This is a genomic window from Erythrobacter sp. SN6-5 (assembly GCF_057364945.1).
The window spans coordinates 1,754,355-1,772,450 of record NZ_CP200282.1 but is presented as its reverse complement, the minus strand read 5'-3'; the positions used below and the strand labels follow the sequence as shown (position 1 = coordinate 1,772,450).

Annotated in this window: 17 protein-coding genes, 1 tRNA gene and 2 pseudogenes; 10 read left to right on the top strand and 10 right to left on the bottom strand. The window is 59.1% G+C overall.

Translation table 11 applies throughout. The features are described 5' to 3' along the window. The first annotated feature begins 57 nt into the window (after nucleotides 1-57). The 9 genes and pseudogenes from AC0V6Z_RS08795 to AC0V6Z_RS08755 all read left to right on the top strand — a co-directional run bounded on the left by AC0V6Z_RS08795 (nucleotide 58) and on the right by AC0V6Z_RS08755 (nucleotide 5,996). Nucleotides 58-1,122 (top strand): zinc ribbon domain-containing protein, encoded by a 1,065-nt coding sequence (locus tag AC0V6Z_RS08795; RefSeq protein ID WP_472638149.1) that lies wholly within the window; start codon nucleotides 58-60, stop codon nucleotides 1,120-1,122. Nucleotides 1,123-1,188: 66 nt separating this feature from the next. After that, nucleotides 1,189-1,347 carry an isopropylmalate isomerase gene (locus AC0V6Z_RS08790; protein ID WP_472638148.1) on the top strand — a complete coding sequence of 53 codons (159 nt, stop codon included), beginning with the start codon at nucleotides 1,189-1,191 and terminating at the stop codon, nucleotides 1,345-1,347. Nucleotides 1,348-1,376: 29 nt separating this feature from the next. Then, nucleotides 1,377-2,213, top strand: a complete 837-nt coding sequence (locus AC0V6Z_RS08785; protein WP_472638147.1) for an N-acyl homoserine lactonase family protein — start codon at nucleotides 1,377-1,379, stop codon at nucleotides 2,211-2,213. After that, nucleotides 2,213-2,818, top strand: coding sequence for a 3-isopropylmalate dehydratase small subunit (gene leuD / locus AC0V6Z_RS08780; RefSeq protein WP_472638146.1), 606 nt, complete (start codon nucleotides 2,213-2,215; stop codon nucleotides 2,816-2,818). Before AC0V6Z_RS08785 ends, leuD begins: the two co-directional genes overlap by 1 nt. After that, nucleotides 2,815-3,814, top strand: a pseudogene (locus tag AC0V6Z_RS08775) (NADPH:quinone oxidoreductase family protein). The gene leuD and the pseudogene AC0V6Z_RS08775 overlap by 4 nt, the downstream one beginning before the upstream one ends. Before the next feature lie 128 nt (nucleotides 3,815-3,942). Beyond that, entirely contained in the window at nucleotides 3,943-4,266 is a 324-nt protein-coding gene (locus AC0V6Z_RS08770; protein WP_472638145.1) for a DUF1476 domain-containing protein, read from the top strand. Between the two features lie 5 nt (nucleotides 4,267-4,271). Continuing rightward, the gene (locus AC0V6Z_RS08765) at nucleotides 4,272-4,505 is read left to right on the top strand and encodes a BolA/IbaG family iron-sulfur metabolism protein (RefSeq protein WP_472638144.1); all 234 of its coding nucleotides are present in this window, start codon (nucleotides 4,272-4,274) and stop codon (nucleotides 4,503-4,505) included. Between the two features lie 47 nt (nucleotides 4,506-4,552). After that, entirely contained in the window at nucleotides 4,553-4,888 is a 336-nt protein-coding gene (gene grxD, locus AC0V6Z_RS08760; RefSeq protein WP_472638143.1) for a Grx4 family monothiol glutaredoxin, read from the top strand. Nucleotides 4,889-5,213: 325 nt separating this feature from the next. Further along, a complete protein-coding gene (locus AC0V6Z_RS08755; protein WP_472638142.1) occupies nucleotides 5,214-5,996 on the top strand; it encodes an NUDIX hydrolase in 783 nt (260 codons plus the stop codon). A gap of 42 nt (nucleotides 5,997-6,038) precedes the next feature. Here the strand turns inward: AC0V6Z_RS08755 and AC0V6Z_RS08750 are convergent, their stop codons facing one another. Continuing rightward, nucleotides 6,039-6,386, bottom strand: coding sequence for a hypothetical protein (locus AC0V6Z_RS08750; RefSeq protein ID WP_472638141.1), 348 nt, complete (start codon nucleotides 6,384-6,386; stop codon nucleotides 6,039-6,041). Nucleotides 6,387-6,575: 189 nt separating this feature from the next. Beyond that, a tRNA-Arg gene (locus tag AC0V6Z_RS08745) sits at nucleotides 6,576-6,652 on the bottom strand. 99 nt (nucleotides 6,653-6,751) lie between these two features. Between AC0V6Z_RS08745 and AC0V6Z_RS08740 the strand changes: the two genes are divergently transcribed. Then, nucleotides 6,752-7,591, top strand: coding sequence for a queuosine precursor transporter (locus tag AC0V6Z_RS08740; protein WP_472638140.1), 840 nt, complete (start codon nucleotides 6,752-6,754; stop codon nucleotides 7,589-7,591). Between the two features lie 17 nt (nucleotides 7,592-7,608). Here AC0V6Z_RS08740 and AC0V6Z_RS08735 read toward each other — a convergent pair whose 3' ends face one another. The 8 genes and pseudogenes from AC0V6Z_RS08735 to AC0V6Z_RS08700 all read right to left on the bottom strand — a co-directional run bounded on the left by AC0V6Z_RS08735 (nucleotide 7,609) and on the right by AC0V6Z_RS08700 (nucleotide 18,088). Further along, complete coding sequence (locus AC0V6Z_RS08735; protein ID WP_472638139.1) at nucleotides 7,609-9,147, bottom strand: Ppx/GppA phosphatase family protein; 1,539 nt, start codon at nucleotides 9,145-9,147, stop codon at nucleotides 7,609-7,611. After that, nucleotides 9,144-11,324 (bottom strand): RNA degradosome polyphosphate kinase, encoded by a 2,181-nt coding sequence (locus AC0V6Z_RS08730; RefSeq protein ID WP_472640878.1) that lies wholly within the window; start codon nucleotides 11,322-11,324, stop codon nucleotides 9,144-9,146. The genes AC0V6Z_RS08735 and AC0V6Z_RS08730 overlap by 4 nt, the downstream gene beginning before the upstream one ends. Nucleotides 11,325-11,402: 78 nt before the next feature. Continuing rightward, the gene (gene virB11, locus AC0V6Z_RS08725; RefSeq protein WP_472638138.1) at nucleotides 11,403-12,452 is read right to left on the bottom strand and encodes a P-type DNA transfer ATPase VirB11; all 1,050 of its coding nucleotides are present in this window, start codon (nucleotides 12,450-12,452) and stop codon (nucleotides 11,403-11,405) included. A 15-nt stretch (nucleotides 12,453-12,467) separates the two neighbouring features. Beyond that, a complete protein-coding gene (locus AC0V6Z_RS08720) occupies nucleotides 12,468-13,247 on the bottom strand; it encodes a TraB/TrbI/VirB10 family type IV secretion system protein (RefSeq protein WP_472638137.1) in 780 nt (259 codons plus the stop codon). Then, nucleotides 13,174-13,629, bottom strand: a complete 456-nt coding sequence (locus AC0V6Z_RS08715; protein ID WP_472638136.1) for a hypothetical protein — start codon at nucleotides 13,627-13,629, stop codon at nucleotides 13,174-13,176. Before AC0V6Z_RS08715 ends, AC0V6Z_RS08720 begins: the two co-directional genes overlap by 74 nt. Continuing rightward, complete coding sequence (locus tag AC0V6Z_RS08710; RefSeq protein WP_472638135.1) at nucleotides 13,626-14,465, bottom strand: TrbG/VirB9 family P-type conjugative transfer protein; 840 nt, start codon at nucleotides 14,463-14,465, stop codon at nucleotides 13,626-13,628. Before AC0V6Z_RS08710 ends, AC0V6Z_RS08715 begins: the two co-directional genes overlap by 4 nt. Continuing rightward, nucleotides 14,462-15,634 (bottom strand): TrbL/VirB6 family protein, encoded by a 1,173-nt coding sequence (locus AC0V6Z_RS08705; RefSeq protein ID WP_472638134.1) that lies wholly within the window; start codon nucleotides 15,632-15,634, stop codon nucleotides 14,462-14,464. Before AC0V6Z_RS08705 ends, AC0V6Z_RS08710 begins: the two co-directional genes overlap by 4 nt. Next, nucleotides 15,631-18,088, bottom strand: a pseudogene (locus AC0V6Z_RS08700) (VirB4 family type IV secretion/conjugal transfer ATPase). Before AC0V6Z_RS08700 ends, AC0V6Z_RS08705 begins: the two are co-directional and overlap by 4 nt. Nucleotides 18,089-18,096 lie beyond the last annotated feature (8 nt).

Genomic DNA, 18,096 nt, shown 5'->3' with positions numbered 1-18,096 from the left:
ATCTGTTTTCGCGAGGCATTGGCTTCGCATTGGGAGGGTTAGCAAGCGATGGATGTGATGAAGGGAATTCGGGTTCCAGAGCGGCTCTACAAGGGCGTGCTGTGGCTGGTTTCGATTGTCTTTGCCGCCTTTCTGGTTGGCCTGGGCAATCTCATCATTGGCGACCTGCCGCAGGTCCAGGCTGAGCTGAACCGCGATCAATATGTTGAAACCGCGGAGGTAAAGCAGCTGCGCGGTCAGATAAATGCGCTTGATGAAGAACGCTCCGCTTTGGATGATCGGCGCGAACTGCTTGGCATTCAGCAGCGTCAAGCTGCGGAAGAAAAGCAATCCGCGACAGAGACGTTTGAGGCGTGGATCAAGACCCGCTCTGCGACAACCGATCCGACGCAAGATCCCGAAGTTATAGCGCGCACCCGCGCGCTTGAGCAATTGCAGCAAAACGAGCGCTCCATAAGCAGCTCGATCAACGCGCTCGACACCGAAGAGGCTGAGCTGAGCCAGCGCCGCAGCGCGATTTCAGAGCAGCTGTACGATGCCGAGGACGCAGGCGTGCCTGCCTATGAGCAGGCGTATTTCTGGCAAGAGCTGCAGGTGTTCGGGTTGAGACTGCTCATCACCCTGCCCATGCTGGGGATCGCCGCATGGCTGATCGTGAAGCGCCGCAAGGGCGAATATTGGCCGATCTCACGCGGGTTTGTGCTCGCCTCGGTGTTTGTCTTCTTCGTCGAACTGGTGCCTTATTTGCCGAGCTATGGCGGTTATATTCGCTACGGAGTCGGCATTATCCTGACATTTGCAGCGGGCCATTTCTTAATCAAGAATATGCGGCAATATCTCGCTCAGCGACAAGAGGTTGAGCAAAAGGCCGAGGAAGAGCGGCGCAAGCTCGTCTCGCACGATGAAGCGTTTAAGAAAATGTCTTCTAGCGTGTGCCCTGGCTGTGACCGGCCCATCGCAAAAATGGAGGGAACCGAGAGCAATTTCTGCGTCCATTGCGGCATGACCTTGTTCGATCGCTGCATCAGCTGCGAGACCCGAAAAATGGCGTTCTTCCGCTTTTGCATGTCCTGCGGGACCACCGCCGAGACTGAGGTCGACAAACCAGCACCTGCAACCTAGCCGAAGCTGAGAACATATTGCGCGCAATCCCTTGCAAGCCTGCCCTCCCGCTCCCATGAGGATATCATGACGAAAAACACCAAAAGCAAAGCTGCCATCGCAGCCGGTGCAATCGGCTCTGCCGCTGTTGCAGCGGCGCTGCTCTATGCCAACAAGCGCAAGAGCAAAGACAAGAAGCCAGAGGCCCCCAAAGTGCCCTCCGGCGAAAATCCGGAAACAGACTAAGCGCCGCTATACCAAGGGGAAAACGGCCTATGAAACTCTTTGCAGCAGTGCTTGCTACATTCGTGCTGGCATCTCCGCTACAGGCTCAGGAAGAGCCCGATCTGGAGATATGGCGGCTTGATTGCGGAACGATTGCATTTAGCGATTCAGCCGCATTTTCCGACGCCCACCTGTATGATGGGAAAGCGCGCACTCTGGTCGCAAGCTGCTATCTGCTGCGCAATGGCACCCGCTATTTGCTGTGGGACGCGGGCCTCCCGTCAGGCCTTATTGGCACTGGCCTTTCGCAAGGCGGCACCACCCTTTCGCTAGAGCGCTCGATTGCCGATCAGCTCAGTGATATTGGCGTGACAACAGAACAAGTGACCTATGCTGGGGTTAGCCATTTTCATTTCGACCACACAGGCCAGCTCAGCGATTTTTCCGGTTCGACCTTGCTTATCGGTGCCGGTGATTGGGACGTGGTGAAAGAAACCAAAGAGCCCAATCCGCTGGTTGATCCACGGCCCTTCGCCGCCTGGCTTGGTGAAGAAGGCGCAGAGGTCGTTGCGTTTCCTGGCGATCATGACGTTTTTGGCGATGGGTCAGTCGTCATGAAGGCGATGCCGGGCCACACCCCCGGCCACACCAGCCTTTTGGTGCGCTTGCCCGAAACCGGCAATCTTCTGCTGACCGGGGATCTTTATCATTTCGAAGAGCAGATCGAGAACCGCGGAGTGCCATCATTCAACACCAACCGCGCTGACACTCTGGCCTCTTTTGAACGCTTCAATGCCATCGCAAAGTCGCTCGATGCGACCGTGCTGATACAGCATGACCCTCGCCATCTCGGCCGCTTGCCAACATTTCCAGGATCAGCAAAATAATGGATGCCATCCAGCATGTCGCGGGGCAAGCGATCCCATATGGCGCGAAAAATATCGATACTGATATTATCATTCCGGCGAAATGGCTCAAAACCATCACTCGCGAGGGTTTAGGCAAAGGGGCGTTTGAAACCGTTCGCGAGATCGAGGGCAATGTATTTGACGATCCCGCCTATGCCGGATCGCAAATTCTGATCGCTGGCGATAATTTTGGCTGCGGCTCCAGCCGCGAACATGCCGCCTGGGCACTGCTGGATCTGGGCATCCGCGCGGTCCTCGCCCCAAGCTATTCGGACATCTTCTCTGGCAACGCGGTGAAGAACGGCATTCTGCCGATCGTCCTGCCTCAAGCGGCGATTGACCGTTTGCTGGAGGTCGCACGAGCGGGCGAGCCGATCGACATCGATCTGGAAACGCAATCCGTCACAACGCCGTTTCAAGATCGCTTTGCGTTCGATATCGATCCGTTCCGTAAGCATTGTCTACTGAACGGGCTGGACGAGGTCGCGCTAACGCTAGAGCGCAAAGACGCCATTCAATCATATGAGAACCAGCGCGCATCCTCGCAAAGCTGGCTGACACAAGGAACGGAGACACACGCATGAAAGCGCTACGCACACACGAGATTGGCGGACCGGAAACGCTGAAACTCGACGAAATTGAGGTGCCAGCGCCGGGCAAAGACGAAGTTCTGGTCGACGTAAAGGCGTGCGCGATCAACTATCCTGATACGTTGATGATCCGCGACCTCTATCAGTTCAAGCCGCAGCGCCCCTATTCACCCGGCGGCGAACTTGCTGGCGTGGTTGAGGCGGTTGGCGAAGGCGTGGAAGGCTACAACATCGGCGACAAAGTGATGGCCGGAATTGGCAATGGCGGATTGTCGGAGAAGGTCATTGTGCCTGCCGCTCGCATGTTCCCCATCCCAGACGGCGTACCCTATGAGAAGGCCGCATCGCTGCTCATGACATATGGCACCACGATCCACGGGTTGAAGGATCGCGGCCACATCAAGGCAGGTGACACGGTCCTGATCCTGGGCGCGGCGGGCGGTGTTGGCTTGTCTGCGGTTGAACTTGCAAAAGCGTTTGGCGCGAAAGTCGTCGCGGCGGTCTCCAGCGAAGCGAAGGGCGAAGTCGCCAAGCAGGCTGGCGCGGACGAGGTTGTGATTTATCCGCGCGACGAAATGGACAAAGCCGCCTCCAAAGAGCTCGCTCGGCGCATTTAAGGCCGCGTGCGGCCCAGAAGGTGCGAACATCGTCTATGACATTGTTGGCGGCCAATATTCCGAGCCAGCCCTGCGCTCAATCGCGTGGGAGGGCCGCTTTCTAGTGGTCGGCTTCCCGGCGGGCATCGCGAAAATGCCATTGAACCTGACGCTGCTGAAATCCTGCGATATCTGCGGTGTGTTCTGGGGCGCGTTTACAGCGCGCGAACCGGCCAAATTCGTCGAGCAGGTCAAGGAGCTGTTCGAGTTGATGAAAGCGGGCAAGATTGATCCGCTGGTCTCTGAAACCTTCCCATTGGAGCGCGCAGGCGAGGCAATCGCCAAGCTGGAAAGCCGCGAGGCAGTGGGCAAGCTCGTGGTGACGATGGACTAGGCCGTAAATTCATAATTCGCGCACGCTTATTGAAGACGCCGCGCGATCCGCGCTTGCCGCAGGCCGCCCAGCCTCCTATTTTGCCTGGGTACATTTCAATTCTTGGGCCGCTGGCCGAGGGGACTAACATGACTGATTTCAAAGATCGCGAACGCGCCGAAGAAGCCAAGTTCGCAATGGACGAAGAAACCGCCTTTAAAGTGGCGGCGCGTCGCAATCGCTTGCTGGGTGAATGGGCCGCTGGCCTCATGAGCCTCACCGAGGAAGAGACCGACGCCTATAAGAAAGCCGTCGTGCAGGCAGACTTTGAAGAAGCCGGCGATGAAGATGTGATTCGCAAGCTGCTGGGTGATCTCACCGCGGCGGAATGCAATGTCAGCGAAGATGACATTCGCACAAAGCTGGAAGAAAAAGCCGTCGAGGCAAAACGTCAATTGATGAGCGAGAGCTAAGCGGCATGCCTATGGCAGCGGCCGACATCGAGGCGCTCATCACTGCGGCGCTACCCGGCGCAGTGGTGGAGATGCGCGATCTGGCCGGAGATAATGATCACTGGGCTGCGACCATCACTGCGCCGCAATTTGCAGGCAAGAACCGGGTTCAGCAGCACAAGATGGTTTATGCGGCGCTGGGTGAGCGCATGGGCGGCGAACTGCACGCCTTGCAAGTCACCACCGTGGTTCCCACCTAATCCCCATACGATTTTCCATGGTTCATTTTTCAAAGGTTTAGGCCATTATGTCTGACACAAACGCCCGCATCGCCAACATCGTTAGCGAAAACGATGTCGTTTTGTTCATGAAGGGCACGCCGCTGTTCCCGCAATGCGGATTTTCCAGCCGGGCCATCGCGATCCTTGATCATTGCGGCGTCGCCTATGAAAGCGTCGACGTGCTGCAAGACATGGAAGTGCGCCAAGGCATCAAGACCTATTCCGATTGGCCAACCATCCCTCAGCTTTATGTGAAGGGCGAATTTCTGGGCGGCAGCGACATTATGATGGAAATGTTCGAAGCGGGCGAACTGCAACAGCTGATGGAAGAAAAAGCGGTCGCGAAGGCCGAAGCCTCTTAAGTTTGCGCACTCGCATCCGCGAGCGCGAAAGCCAGAATATAAACGTTCCAGATACGAAAAACCCGCCTCGTGAACCAAACGAGGCGGGTTTTCTAATTTCGGGGAGGTGAAACCAAGAGACCAAAAAAGACCTCACCTCTTTATCGAAGACCACTAGGGGCACACAATACTATGCACCCACCGTGCCAAAAACACGAAGAGCGGCCTTTTCAGCCAGTTAAATGGTTTCTACGGATTAACCATAAGGTCAAATGTAAAAGATACCGACAAGCAAAGCTGCAAATACGCTTGGCAAGTCGCCCCGCCCCCGGCATCACTGCAGGCAATGGCAGATCACACACAGCAGTCACCTGAAGGCATCCCCGCCGCGACCATCGTTATCTTTCGCAAGAGCAGCAATGGCGGCGCTCCTGAAACCCTGATGACGGTCCGATCGCGCAATATGGCGTTTGCCGGCGGCATGGCGGTGTTCCCTGGCGGGCGCGTCGATGATGCGGACTTTGCACTAGCCCGCACGCTCACCTCTCCACTCGATGTAAGTGAGCTTGCACATCAGATCGCGGCAGTTCGCGAGACCATCGAAGAAACTGGCCTAGCGCTTGGAATTGCGGGCGATGTTGACGCGGCAAAGGCCGCCGATGCGCGGGCAATGCTGCTGGAGATGGGAGAGCTTGCACCCGTGCTTGAGGCCTTCGACTGGTCGCTCGACCTTGATCAGATCACGCCGTTCGCCCGCTGGTATCCCAAGAATGAGAACATCAGCCGCGTCTATGACACGCGCTTTTACCTTGCCAATTTGGGCACGGGCGAGGTGGAGATCGCCGCGGATCAATCAGAAAACACGCGTTTGTTCTGGGTCAGTGCGCAGGGCGCGCTCGACATGGCTGAACGCGGCGAGATCAAGCTGATCTTCCCGACCCGCCGGAACCTGGAGCGCCTGGCTCTGTTCGCAAGCTATGATGAAGCGCGCGCTCAGGCCGAGGCTATTCCAGTCAAAACCATCGTTCCCATGGTTGACGACAGCAATGATCAGCCAATGCTGCGGATCATGGAAGACGCCGGTTATCCGATCACGGCGGAATTGCTGGAGACCGTTCAGCGCGGGTAGAAAAATTTGGCTGGCAGGCCAGTGCCAGCCCGCACCTTCCACTTATCTACGCGCAAGCCGACGATTATTCTGCTTAAAATTGGCAACACGATATCCACGCTCAGTCATTTCCTTGCGGTAATCATGGCGCGCATCGCGAATTTCCTGGCGATATTCCTCATAGGCATCGCGGCGATCCTCTTCGTCGGTCGCCCGGCGAAGGTCACTCGCCAACTCGCGCTTGGCTTCACTGATGTCAGTCCGATAATCGAGCCACCATTTGTTGCTGTCATTGTTGGGCGAAAGCGGCACGCGGTAGCCGTCGACCACAATCCCTTTCTGGTGAGCGGCGACCGGAGCCGCGATCATAGTCCCGGCAAGGGCAATTGAGGCAAGAATCATACGGGTCATCGGATGTCTCCTATCGGTGATTAATGCGCGCAAATTGTCGCTCAGCACATGAACAGCAGGTGTCGAAAGGCGCGCTGTCATGGCGGCAAGAGCGATGAGCCGTATCAGCTGTGCGGTATGAGCGACGAGTTGCAATGACCGCCATATGCAGCAATTTTCGCGCAGTAGCCTACGGCATGATCTACAAACTGGCGCGCCCGGCAGGACTCGAACCTGCTGCCTCAAGATTAGAAGTCTCGCGCTCTATCCAGATGAGCTACGGGCGCGCACGCTCTTTGCAAACACTTTAGCAATCGCAATTCGAAAGCGCATTCGCCCAATAGCGCGCTTTGCGACGGTGTAAAATCGCGTTAGGCACTTCGGCTATGAATAACCCGGATAACAATGCGGCCAGCGGGCCGATTGCGACCAGCACAGCACCGCGAACTTTCCGCTATTACGACCTGGTGATGGCCGCCTTTGTGGCGATCCTGCTGCTCTCCAACATCATCGGCGCGGCAAAACTGACCTTCGTCGAAGTGCCATTCTGGCCCGATGGCATGTGGCCAGCGCCCGATGGGATGTTTATCTACGGCGCCGGGATCCTGTTCTTCCCGCTCGGCTATGTCATCGGCGATATTCTGACCGAGATATATGGCTTTGCAAAAGCGCGCCGGGTGATCTGGACCGGCTTTGCGGCGATGATCTTCCTCGCCTTTATGAGCTATGTTGTAGTCGGCCTGCCCGCCTTTGCTGGGTGGGAATGCGCGGCCAGCGCCTCGCTGCAATTTACAGGCGACAGCGACTCAATCCCCGGCGAGATATGCCAGCAAACCTACGAATCCGTCTTTGGCAGCACATGGCGGATCGTGATCGCCTCGATCATCGCATTCTGGGCCGGTGAATTCGTTAATTCCTACGTTATGGCCAAGATGAAGGTGTGGACGAAGGGCAAGGCGCTGTGGGCCCGCACGATTGGCTCGACTGTGGTTGGTCAAGGGGTCGACAGCCTGATCTTCTACCCCATCGCCTTTTACGGCATTTGGAGCACTGAGGCGGTGATCACCGTGATGATCACCAATTGGCTGCTGAAGGTTCTGTGGGAGGCTTTACTGACCCCGGTGACCTATTTGGTGGTTGGCAAGCTGAAAAGCGCGGAAGGCGTCGATCTGTTCGATACTGAGACCAACTTCTCCCCCTTTGCGAGTGAGAAACAAGAGGCTTAACGCCTCCCTGCCCTAGGCTACTCCTGACTTCCAACGGGCTGGTGCAACGCGCCATCATCGACGATCTCTACGGTGAAATCGACGCCGAGGCGGTCTGAAAGCAACTTCAAATCCTTCTCGGTCGGGATGCCGAATAGGTCGCGATGGCTGTCCTCCAGCCGCAAGACGAGGCCATTCTCGCCCAGCATCAACCGGCTGACCTGAAGCGAGCGCCGCGAGCGCCCGCCAATCCGCCGCGCCAGGCGAATGGCGAGGCCCCAGCACACCGCCTCTTCCAGAGCGTTTTTGGAAGCCAGCGCATGCAATTCGTCTGGCAGATTGCAGTGATTGCCATTGGCCATACTCGCCGCCGCCAGCATCGCACGCCCTTGCCCATCAATCGCCAGCCAGCGCTTGTGCATCGCCCAATCCACCGCCAGCGGATGGCGCAGGTTCGGCTCAATCTGCATGCTCGCCAGCGCCAGCATGGTCGAGGACAGGCGCAGCCGCTCTGATCCGTGCTTGCCCAGCGGCGCGGCATCGGCCGTCCAGCCCGCAATCTGCGTTGCCAAGGTCGGCGGTGCGCCGCGCTGCACCGCAAACACCGCAACACCGGCCAGCAGCGGATCTTGCTCTTTCCCATGCGTCGGCAGGGCGTCGAACAGTAAGCCTTCGCGTAGGCCCCATGACGAGAAGACGACCCGCTCCGGCTCCAACTGCTCCAGCATCGCCTGCAGCAGAACCGCCGCATCGGGCAGTTTCTCCGAGCGCATGGTGGAAATCCGGTCAATCGATTTCAGGGTTTCGGGCGACTGATCGGCAAGCCCTTTGGCCAGCGCAACCGCCTCTTTCTTTGTGAGCTCAAACGCGTGCGGATCGCTCAGCGGATGGCCCCGTTCCTGCATCGCGTAAACGGCCATCGCCCGCCAGGTGCCACCCACCAAGTAGAGCGGCGCTTCAATCGCCTCGCCCCACCCAGCTTTCTTGAGCCTCTTTTGCAGCGCCTTGCGCATGTCGGATTGCTTATCCGCGTGATATTCGGGCAGCCTTAATGTGCCGAGCGGCAGTGAGGTCGCCTCTCCTGTCTCACCGCCTGCTATGCTCACCAGCTCCAGGCTGCCGCCGCCAAGGTCGGCCACCACCCCGCGGGCGCGAGGGAACGCACCAATTACACCGTTCGCGCTGAGCCGCGCCTCTTCCTCGCCAGAGATAACTTGCAAATCCAGCCCCAACGCGCGGACATCCGCCACGAACTCTGGACCATTTTCGGCATCACGCACAGCGGCGGTGGCAACCGTCTCAATATCTTCAATCCCCAAGCCATCGAGCAGCAGCACAAAGCGCCTTAGGCCCCGCATGGCGAGCTCCACCGCTTCATCCGCCAGCCTGCCTGTTTGGGAGATTTCGCGTCCTAGCCGCGCCGTTACCTTTTCATTGAACAGGACAGTCGGCGCCCGCATCGTCCCGCCATAGACCACCAAACGAACCGTATTCGAACCCACATCGATGATCGCGCGTTCGGCTTTGTTCCCAGAGAACGCCCCCTCGCGATCCGCTCGCTTGGCTCTCAATGTCATCCAGTTCCGCCCCTTCGCAGCGACAATTTCGGCACAGCGCCCGCCTCCAATGCGCCCCCACGCCCCGACAGCGACGGGTTTGTCATAAAATAACGGTGACAATTAAAAGGCTTAGCATCTGTTACGACACGTTCATAGGAGCCATCGGATTGCAACCACCAGCTTTGCTCTGTGTCGAGCATATTGGCGAGCAGCACCTGTTGCAGCACCTGATCATGCACGGTGCGATTGGTGATTGGGATCAGCGTTTCGACCCGGCGATCAAGATTGCGCTCCATCAGATCCGCTGATGCAATATAAACCCGCGCCTCTTCGCCGGGCATCGGCGCGCCATTGGCAAAGGCGTAAATCCGGCTGTGCTCCAGAAAGCGCCCGATGATTGATTTCACGCGAATATTCTCGCTCAGCCCCGCGATGCCGGGCCTCAGGCAGCAGATACCGCGCACTATCAACTCAACCATAACCCCAGCCCCGCTCGCTTCGTACAGGCGGTCAATGATCCCCTGATCGGTGATCTGATTGCACTTGATCCAGATTGCGGCGGGCCTACCCGCCTTTGCATTGGCGATTTCGATGTCGATCCGGCTGTCAATCTCATCGCGCAGGTTGATCGGCGCGATCTTCAGCGCCTGCAGCTCGTCCGGCTCTACATAGCCAGTGATGAAATTGAACATTTTCGTCGCATCACGAACCAGCTGAGGGTCAGCGGTGAAAAACGACAGGTCGGTGTAAATCTTGGCGGTGATCGGGTGATAATTACCCGTGCCAAAGTGGCAATAGGTGCGCAGCCCCTCTTCCTCGCGGCGCACGACCATCGCCACTTTCGCGTGGGTTTTCCAGTCGACAAAGCCGTAGATCACCTGAACTCCGGCGCGCTCCAGCTTGCTCGCCCACATCAGGTTTTGCTCTTCATCAAACCTCGCCTTCAGCTCAACCACTGCGGTTACCGATTTACCAGCTTCCGCCGCTGCGATCAGACCGTTGATGACGGCCGATTGCGAGCCTGCGCGGTAGAGCGTTTGCTTGATCGCCACGACATCGGGATCAGCCGCCGCCTGCCTGATAAAGTCGACCACCACTTCAAAGCTCTCGTAGGGGTGGTGAATTACGATGTCTTTTTCGCGAATGGCCGAAAATGCATCGCCATCATGCTCGCGAATACGCTCTGGATAGCGCGGGCTGTAGCTGTCGAACTTGAGGTCTGGCCGGTCTTCCTCGACAATTTCAGCCAGCCCATCAATGCCGATAATACCATCGGTCTTGATCACTGCAGCTTCGTGAATTCCAAGCTGCTCGAGCAATATTTGCTCAGCCCGCGGATCAAAGTCTTCTTCAATTTCCAGCTGGATCACGCGGCCACGGCGGCGGCGCTGGATCGCGCTGCGGAAATAGCGCACGAGGTCTTCGGCTTCTTCCTCAACTTCAATATCACTGTCGCGCAGGACCCGAAACTGGCCATCGCCTTTGATCGTAAAGCCGGGGAATAGCATGCTGGCATAGCGCTGGATCAAGTTGGAGATCGAGACATAGATCGCCCCTTCCCCCGGCACCCGGATAAAGCGTGGTAAACCACTTGGAATCAGGATCATCTCGATGATCTGCTCAGCATCAGCATCGCGGTTCAGCGTGAACAGCACGCCGGTTCCCTCATTGGCGATGAAGGGAAAGGGATGAGCCGGATCAAGTGCTTGCGGTGTGATCACCGGCAGGATTTCATCGCGAAAATAGGTCTGAAGCCAGTCCTTTGCGTCATCGCTTAGCCGTTGATCCTCATCCACCGAAATCCCCGCATCGCTCAGCAAATGATGCAGCTCTCGCCAGCTTCTTTGTTGGTTATCGGAGATCACTTCCAATCGCTCGCGAATGGCGGAAAGCTGCTGTGACGGGGTGCGGCCATCGATCGCTGGCCGGGCGATGCCGCGCTGCACTTGACCGACCAGACCCGCCACGCGGATCATCATAAACTCATCGAGATTGGTACCGGAGATCGAGAGAAAACGCAGCCGCTCCAGCAGCGGATATTTCGCATTGTCAGCCTCGGCCAGCACACGCTCGTTGAAGCTCAACCAGGACAGCTCGCGGTTGAAGTACGCCTCGCCAGAGTGCGGCGGCACCGCGTCATCCGGGCCAAGATCGGCGGGCACGTCGTCAGTGCTGGAGATTGGCTGGCTGCCCATCATCGCCCCATTCTTGAGAGTTTGAATGCTGCTGATTTACCGGACATATCCGCGATGTAAATCAAGCGCGCAAACTTGTCATACCAACGATCTGCAATCCGCGATTTGCGTGATCCCGCGCTTGCCATTGGCATCACGGCCCAGCTGCACGATCACGTCAATGACGCTCGCCGCATAGGCGATTGTGTCCGTGCGGGAGAGGCCAATGCCAGTCTGCATCACCATCAGCGACAATTGCTCAAGCGCGCCGGTCAGACTGTTGGCGTGGATCGTCGAGAAACTGCCCGGGTGGCCCGTGTTTATCGCCCGTAGGAACGAGACGCTTTCCGCGCCGCGCAATTCGCCCAGCACAATGCGGTCTGGCCGCAGGCGCAGCGCCGCTTGCAACAGCTCATTGGCCGTGACCTTGGCCTCGCCCAGCTCGCCCTTCACCGCGACCAGGCCAACCGAGTTTTCGCCGGGGAATTTGAGCTCAGGAGTGTCTTCCACCATCACCACTCGCTCTGCGCGCGGGATCTCGCCGAGCATGGCGTTGAGGAAAGTGGTTTTACCTGTGCTGGTACCGCCCGAAATCAAAATCGTGCGGCGATTGCGGATCGCTTCGCGCAGGTAGGCAATCGGCTCGTTCTGAGCGTCCGGCATTGGCGTTTCCGGCGCGCTCGTGAGCGGCCCGGCGTCATAGGCATCCAGCGGCAGGTCGAGCCGACGGTGACGGCGAATGGCCATCACCCAATGCTTGCGTGAGGCAGGCGGACCGCAGAACTGAATCCGCGCGCCGTCTGGCAAGGTCGCCCCAAGCAGCGGATGCTCGCGGTTGATCCCCTGGTGGCTAACCCGCGCGACCTGCTCTGCCAAACGCTGAACCAGCCGGTCATCAATATCGGGCGCGTCGATCCGCTTGAAACCGGGGTCAGAGGCGTCTTCAACCCAGACTTCGCCGGGCTGATTGACCATGATCTCAGTTACGGTGTCGCGGTCCAGCCAGCGGCGAAACGGCGCAAGATAGGCGTCGAGATAGACACTGCGCTCGCCAATAATGGCCGCGCCCGGCGCAGGTACAGCCTGCTCGCCGGTCGCCGCTGCGGTTGGCCCAGTGTCATTGGCCAAAGGATGGATCTCTGCGCTCATGCAGTCACTATCAGCTCAGTTAACCGTGCTAAAATCGAGATCGCGCGCGGTGAAAACCCGGATCGGCTCACCCATCTTCACGCGTATCGTCGGACTGATCGCACCGTCTTGCTGAGCCGCAATGCTGGCCGCACCCTGCCCTGCGCCGCCGAGGACGACCGATGCACCGCCGCTGCCGATGGCGGACAGACCGCCAACCACAGAGAGCAACATGGCAGAGCCGAACCGGCGGAAGAAGTGGTTGTTCACATCGCCTTGCAGGCCGGTGGTGCCGTCAAAGGCGACCGCTGGTGAGGCGATGTTGACCGACACGCCATCGGGGCGGATCAAGCGGGTCCAGATGACATAGGCACGCTTTTGCCCCTGCTGGACGCCGGACTGATATTGCCCGACGAGGCGCGAGCTGCGCGGCACCAGCACCTTGGTGCCGTCAAAGCTGCGCACGTCCTGACTGACGACGGCCCGAACAAAGCCCGGCACATCGGTGTCGATAGCGGTCTCGAGGATCGCCGGGATCAAGGTACCTTGGGTCACCGTGGAGGTTGGATTAGCCATTGGCTGCGCCTGAGCAGGAGCGCCGCCTACACCGCCGATGCGGCTGGCAAATTCGCTGGCAGAGCCTACTGCGCCGCCCGGTGCAGAGGTAGCGCTAGCTGTCGCCGCTATAGGTGCCGGTGCGACGGCTTCACCAAGACGCGCAGCGCCTGCCGCAGCGCTGGCATCAAACACCATAGTCGGCGTCGCATAGGGATTGGTCGCTGGGCCAAGCACGCGATTGGGATTGTTCGAAAACACTGGCGATGGCGCAGGGTCGCTGCGCGGCGCTCTGGCCGAGCGCAACCTGCGCAACGTTCACAGGAGCGGCTGCTCCCGGCGCTCTCGCAGGCGGCGGCGCGCTAGCCACGGTCGCTGGAGCAGTTTCCGCCGTGCCGGTGCGCGCAGCGTCCATGCTCCACAGCGTAACTGCGCCAAGGCCAAGGACGATGACCGCACCCAAAGCGAGGCCCAATCCGTCAGATTTGGACGCGCGCTCTGTGACAGCGGGAAAGCCATTGCGGCTGGCAAGATCGATGATCTCTGCCGACTCGCCATCGCGCGGATCAACATTGGCGTCAGAATTTGCATCCGCGCCGTTTGGCCTCTTCTTGGGCGGCATTCGCATGGCAAGGCGCATCACTTCACCTCCGTGTTGGTGCTAAGTCGGGCAAGCGCAGCATTATCGTTGAGCGCCCCGAGATCGACCGATCGGATCGGCCCGGTGTTGGTCAAAACTGCGCTGTCTTCGCCAGAGCGCAAAATGATCTGTGTCGGCACGCCTTCCACGATCACAGTGTCCCCGCGAACGGTAAAATTGACTGGGCCTTCATCGCCTTTGTGGTTGGTCACGAGGATTGCCGGAATGGTCGTGCCATCAGGCCAGGTCAGGAACGTGGTGTCGCCATCATCATAGGCGCGGGTCGGGACCAGTTCCTTGTCGCCTTCGCTCGCCCATTCAAAATTGAGCCGCGATGGATCGCTCACCGCGAATGGATCATTGGCCGCCGCCAATTCCGCTGCGCTGGCGCGTTCGCGCTCTTCCCGCTCCAGCCGCGCAAGCCGCTCCGCTTCTTCAGCGGCCTCAGCCTCCGGATAGCTAAACTGCAGGACATAGAGCGGCTTGTTGCGCGGACTTGCGACCAAATCGAACAGATATGTGCGCTTGGTCGTCACCACAGTCATATTGGTGCTGGCATTGGCCGAAAGCGGCTTCACGAACAGCAGGCTCGCGCGTTTATTGGGCGTGACCTGCCAGGCTTGGCTGTCGCCAATCGCAACGTTCTCGATCGTCTCGTCATCGCGAAACTTGATCGTGGCTTGGACTTTGGGCTTGCCAGAAATGCGCACCACCTGGGTCTCATCATAGACCATGGTGACAAGGCGCGAGTCCTGCGCGACGGCAGGCGCAGCGGCGATAGGCATGAGGCCCAATGCGAGGGCTGCAAGCGGAAGCCGGAATTTCGGCGCGCGGATCATTTTGTCGTCTCCGGTTTACGCGAATGTGCGGGACGGAAGCGATTGCCTATCCCATGGGTGCGTGACGTGGATGGATTGAGCGGAGCGTTCTGCACGCCTCCGCCTGAACTGGTCGCGAACACGCGGGTCTCGCGCACTGTAGCACCACTGGCCGTTCCCGTGTCATTGGCGGCGGTGATGGTTGTGATCGTCGGCATATCAATCCGGCGTTGGCCAGTCGCGCCAACTGGCGCAGTTTGCGCGTTCCGATTGTCGGCGACCGTCACTTGCGGCTGAGGCGGCATGCTTGTCATGTCGCGGCCCTTCTCAACCTCAACATTCTGGGCAAAGCCGAACACCTGCCATCCGGCGACCATGGTGGAGGTGACTTTGATCGTCATGATCATCAGCGCCACATGGACCGCACCGACCAGGAAGAACGCCATGGCGGCCTGCTGATCAATCTCGCCCGGTACAGCCACCAAAGCGGCGAGGATTGGCACGGCAAGCTCCAGCATGATTGATCCGCCGAGCACCGCGAACAGTGGAGTCAGCGCGAGCATCACTACGCCTTTGAGCCAGCCAACAAACAGGCCGCGTGTGCCATTGAAAAGCGCCATAACTACGAAGATCGGCCCCAGCGCCACGAGCAGTGCGAGGCCAATGCGTGCCGTCACAAGCAGGCCGACGGTACCGAGCAGCAGCAGCATAGCGCCGAGCCACATCATGCCGGGCGGCGAGAACGCGCTGATATCAACTTCGCCCGTACTGGCGTCTTGCACGGCCAGGAACACGATATCGAGCTTGGTCGCGAAGGTCTGCGTTGCGGAACCATCGCTGTCTGTGAGAATACCCGCCAGCCAGTCTGGCCCACCAACGGCGATGTTCCACACCACGCTTTGATAGGCGACCCAGCTGGTCACAAAGGTCAGCACCAAGCCAATGGTGAGGATGCGCGGAGTAAGCGCGCGAATGCTAAGATTGGAACGCCCGAGCAGCAGACTGATCCCGAAGAACGCAACATAGAGCGTAAGCAAGATTGTCAGCACCGTCGCCAGCGACCCGCCCGAGGCAAACAAGCGCCCAAAGGCGTCGCCCGTCACTTCACTGGCGATGCAATCCACCGCCGTTAAAGCGGCGGCAACGCCAGTGCCCATATTCTCGGCAACAGTGTCGCAATTGGCCGTCATTCGGCCGCCAATCGCACGGCTTGTGCGTCATCGGAATCGAAGCTCGGTCCGTCAGGCCAGGCATGATTGGTCAGCGCCGGATACCAATCCTCTGGCTTGTCACCAACTGCCTCCCGCAGCAGGTCAAGCCTGCGCACGGAGCTTTCACGGCCAGAAAGGACAGTAAGCACCTCAGGCGCGCCAGACAGATCGAGCCGGACAACCACACTCGCATCGGGCTGGCGCACAAGGAAACAGCGCGAATGGGCTGGCAATGTGCGGATCAGCGCCAACTCATGCTCGGTCAGGCCAAAGCCCTCGCAATAATCCTTAGCCTGCGCTCTGCTGTTTGGCATAAACACCATGGTCGCGGTCTGCTCGACCAAAGCGGTCGAAATGCGGCTTTCCAGCGCGTCGGCGGCGGATTGTGTGGCAAATCCGACCAGAGCATTGCGCTTACGCAAAGTCTTGAGCCAATCGCGGATACGCGCGGCGAACACCTCATCATCGAGCGCCTTCCAGCCCTCGTCGATCAGGATCATGGTTGGCTGCCCATCGAGCCGTTCGTCGACGCGGTGGAACAAATACATCATGGTTGGCGTGCGCAGGCGCGGGTTTTCGAGCAGCGCAGTCATGTCAAAACCAAGCACGCGATGATCGAGATAGAGCCTATCCTGCTCATTGTCGAACAGCCAGGCATGCTCGCCGCCTTCTGCGTCTTCTGACGCGTCGTTCGAACCAATCCATGCCGACAGGCGGTCGGCCAGATCACCGGGCTCAGGGCGTTTTGCCCCGGCCAGCAGCTCCTTAAAGTGGCGCAGACGGCGCAAGCCCGCATCATTGGCATAGGCCGCATCGACAGCCGCGCTGATCGTTGCGAATTCCTCTGGCCCGTCTGCATCGAGCAGCACCGCCAGCCAATCGCGCAAGAATGCCTTGTTAGTCGGCGTGTCCGGCAAAGACAGCGGATTAAACCCGGTTGGCTCGTCGGCGCAGATGCGGTCATAGCGCCCGCCAATACCGCGCACGAACAGTTCCGCGCCGCGATCCTTATCGAACAAGATGGTCCGGGGGCTAAACTTTTGCGCTTGCGCCGCCAAGAAGTTCATCACCACCGTCTTGCCCGAACCAGATGGCCCGATGACCGAGAAATTGCCAAGATCGCCGTGGTGGAAATTGAAGAAGAACGGGGTCGCACTGGTCGTCTCCAGCAAAGTGACCGCATCGCCCCAATGATTGCCGCTGGCCTGGCCCAAGGCAAAGCCGTGGAAGCTGCCAAAGCTCGCCATATTGGCCGAGGAAATGAGTGCACGGCGCACGATATATTCCTCATTACCGGGGAATTGCGCCCAGAATGCAGGTTCCAGATTGGTGTCTTCGCGCACTGCAATCGCACCGGTATCCGCCAGCGCTGCGGCGCAGGCCGCCGTTGCATCGTCCAGCCGATCAAGACTGCGCTCTCGGACCAGCACGGTAAGGTGGTGATCGCCAAATCCGACCGCGCCATTGCCCAACGCATCGCGCGCCGCCAGCATATCATTGCGCTCTGCCGCCGCTTCTTCATCGACGGAACGCAGGCGCCGCAGCGCCAGATCAATCCGCTCCCGCGCGGTCGTGCGTTCGTTGGGCGCATAACTCTCGGTCACGATCATCTCATATGGGAGGCGCAGCAAGCCATCGAGCAGACCGGGAGAGGTCGCCTCGGGATAGTCTTTAAGGCCCAAGATCGCGGAGAAATCCGGTTGGCCAGAGCCACGTTGCTCCATAGCATCAAGGCCAAAGCTGGCGCGGCGATAGGGCAGCATATGGCCGATATCAGTGTCTTCAGCCGGGCGGCGCACGGGACGCATCTCGCCATTGTAGAGCGCGGAGAGCAGCTCCAGCATTTCTGAATTGGTGCCATCACTGCCGGGCACGGAGTAATCGGCAAGCACGCTCGCACCGTAGGCAGAAAGCGATGCGACCAGGCCCGTGGCGGCTGATTTCAGGCTGCGCACGTCCTTGATATCAGCTTCGAGTTCGCTTTGCCCGGTGCGGCTCCACATCCGTGAAAAACGCTCTGCAAGGCTCGGCCTTGCCGCGCGCGGGGCGACGGATCAGCGTGATAAACTGGTCATTGATGAACAGCGAACCGCCCGCCAGCCGCTCTTTCCAGCGCTGGTCAATATGGCGCGACAGCGGATCGGCAAAGTGTGCCTCCAGATCAACCTCAACCTGACGGCGGATGACATGGTGGTAGAGCGCAAAGCGCGCATCCAAGGTCGAGCGCAGCATCACCTCGCGCGTCGCTGCATGGGCATTGAGCGCGTCGGAATCCTCGGTTTCAAACAGCAAGCCGGGCACCTGGATCGCGGTCATCACCGATCCATCGCGCAGCAAAACCGTGCTTTCATCGATCAGCCGCGCATATGGCAGACGAGCGCCAGCCAGCGCCTCTTTAGCGCTCCAGCTTGCCGGTCCAATCCATTTCACCATAGTAGGCC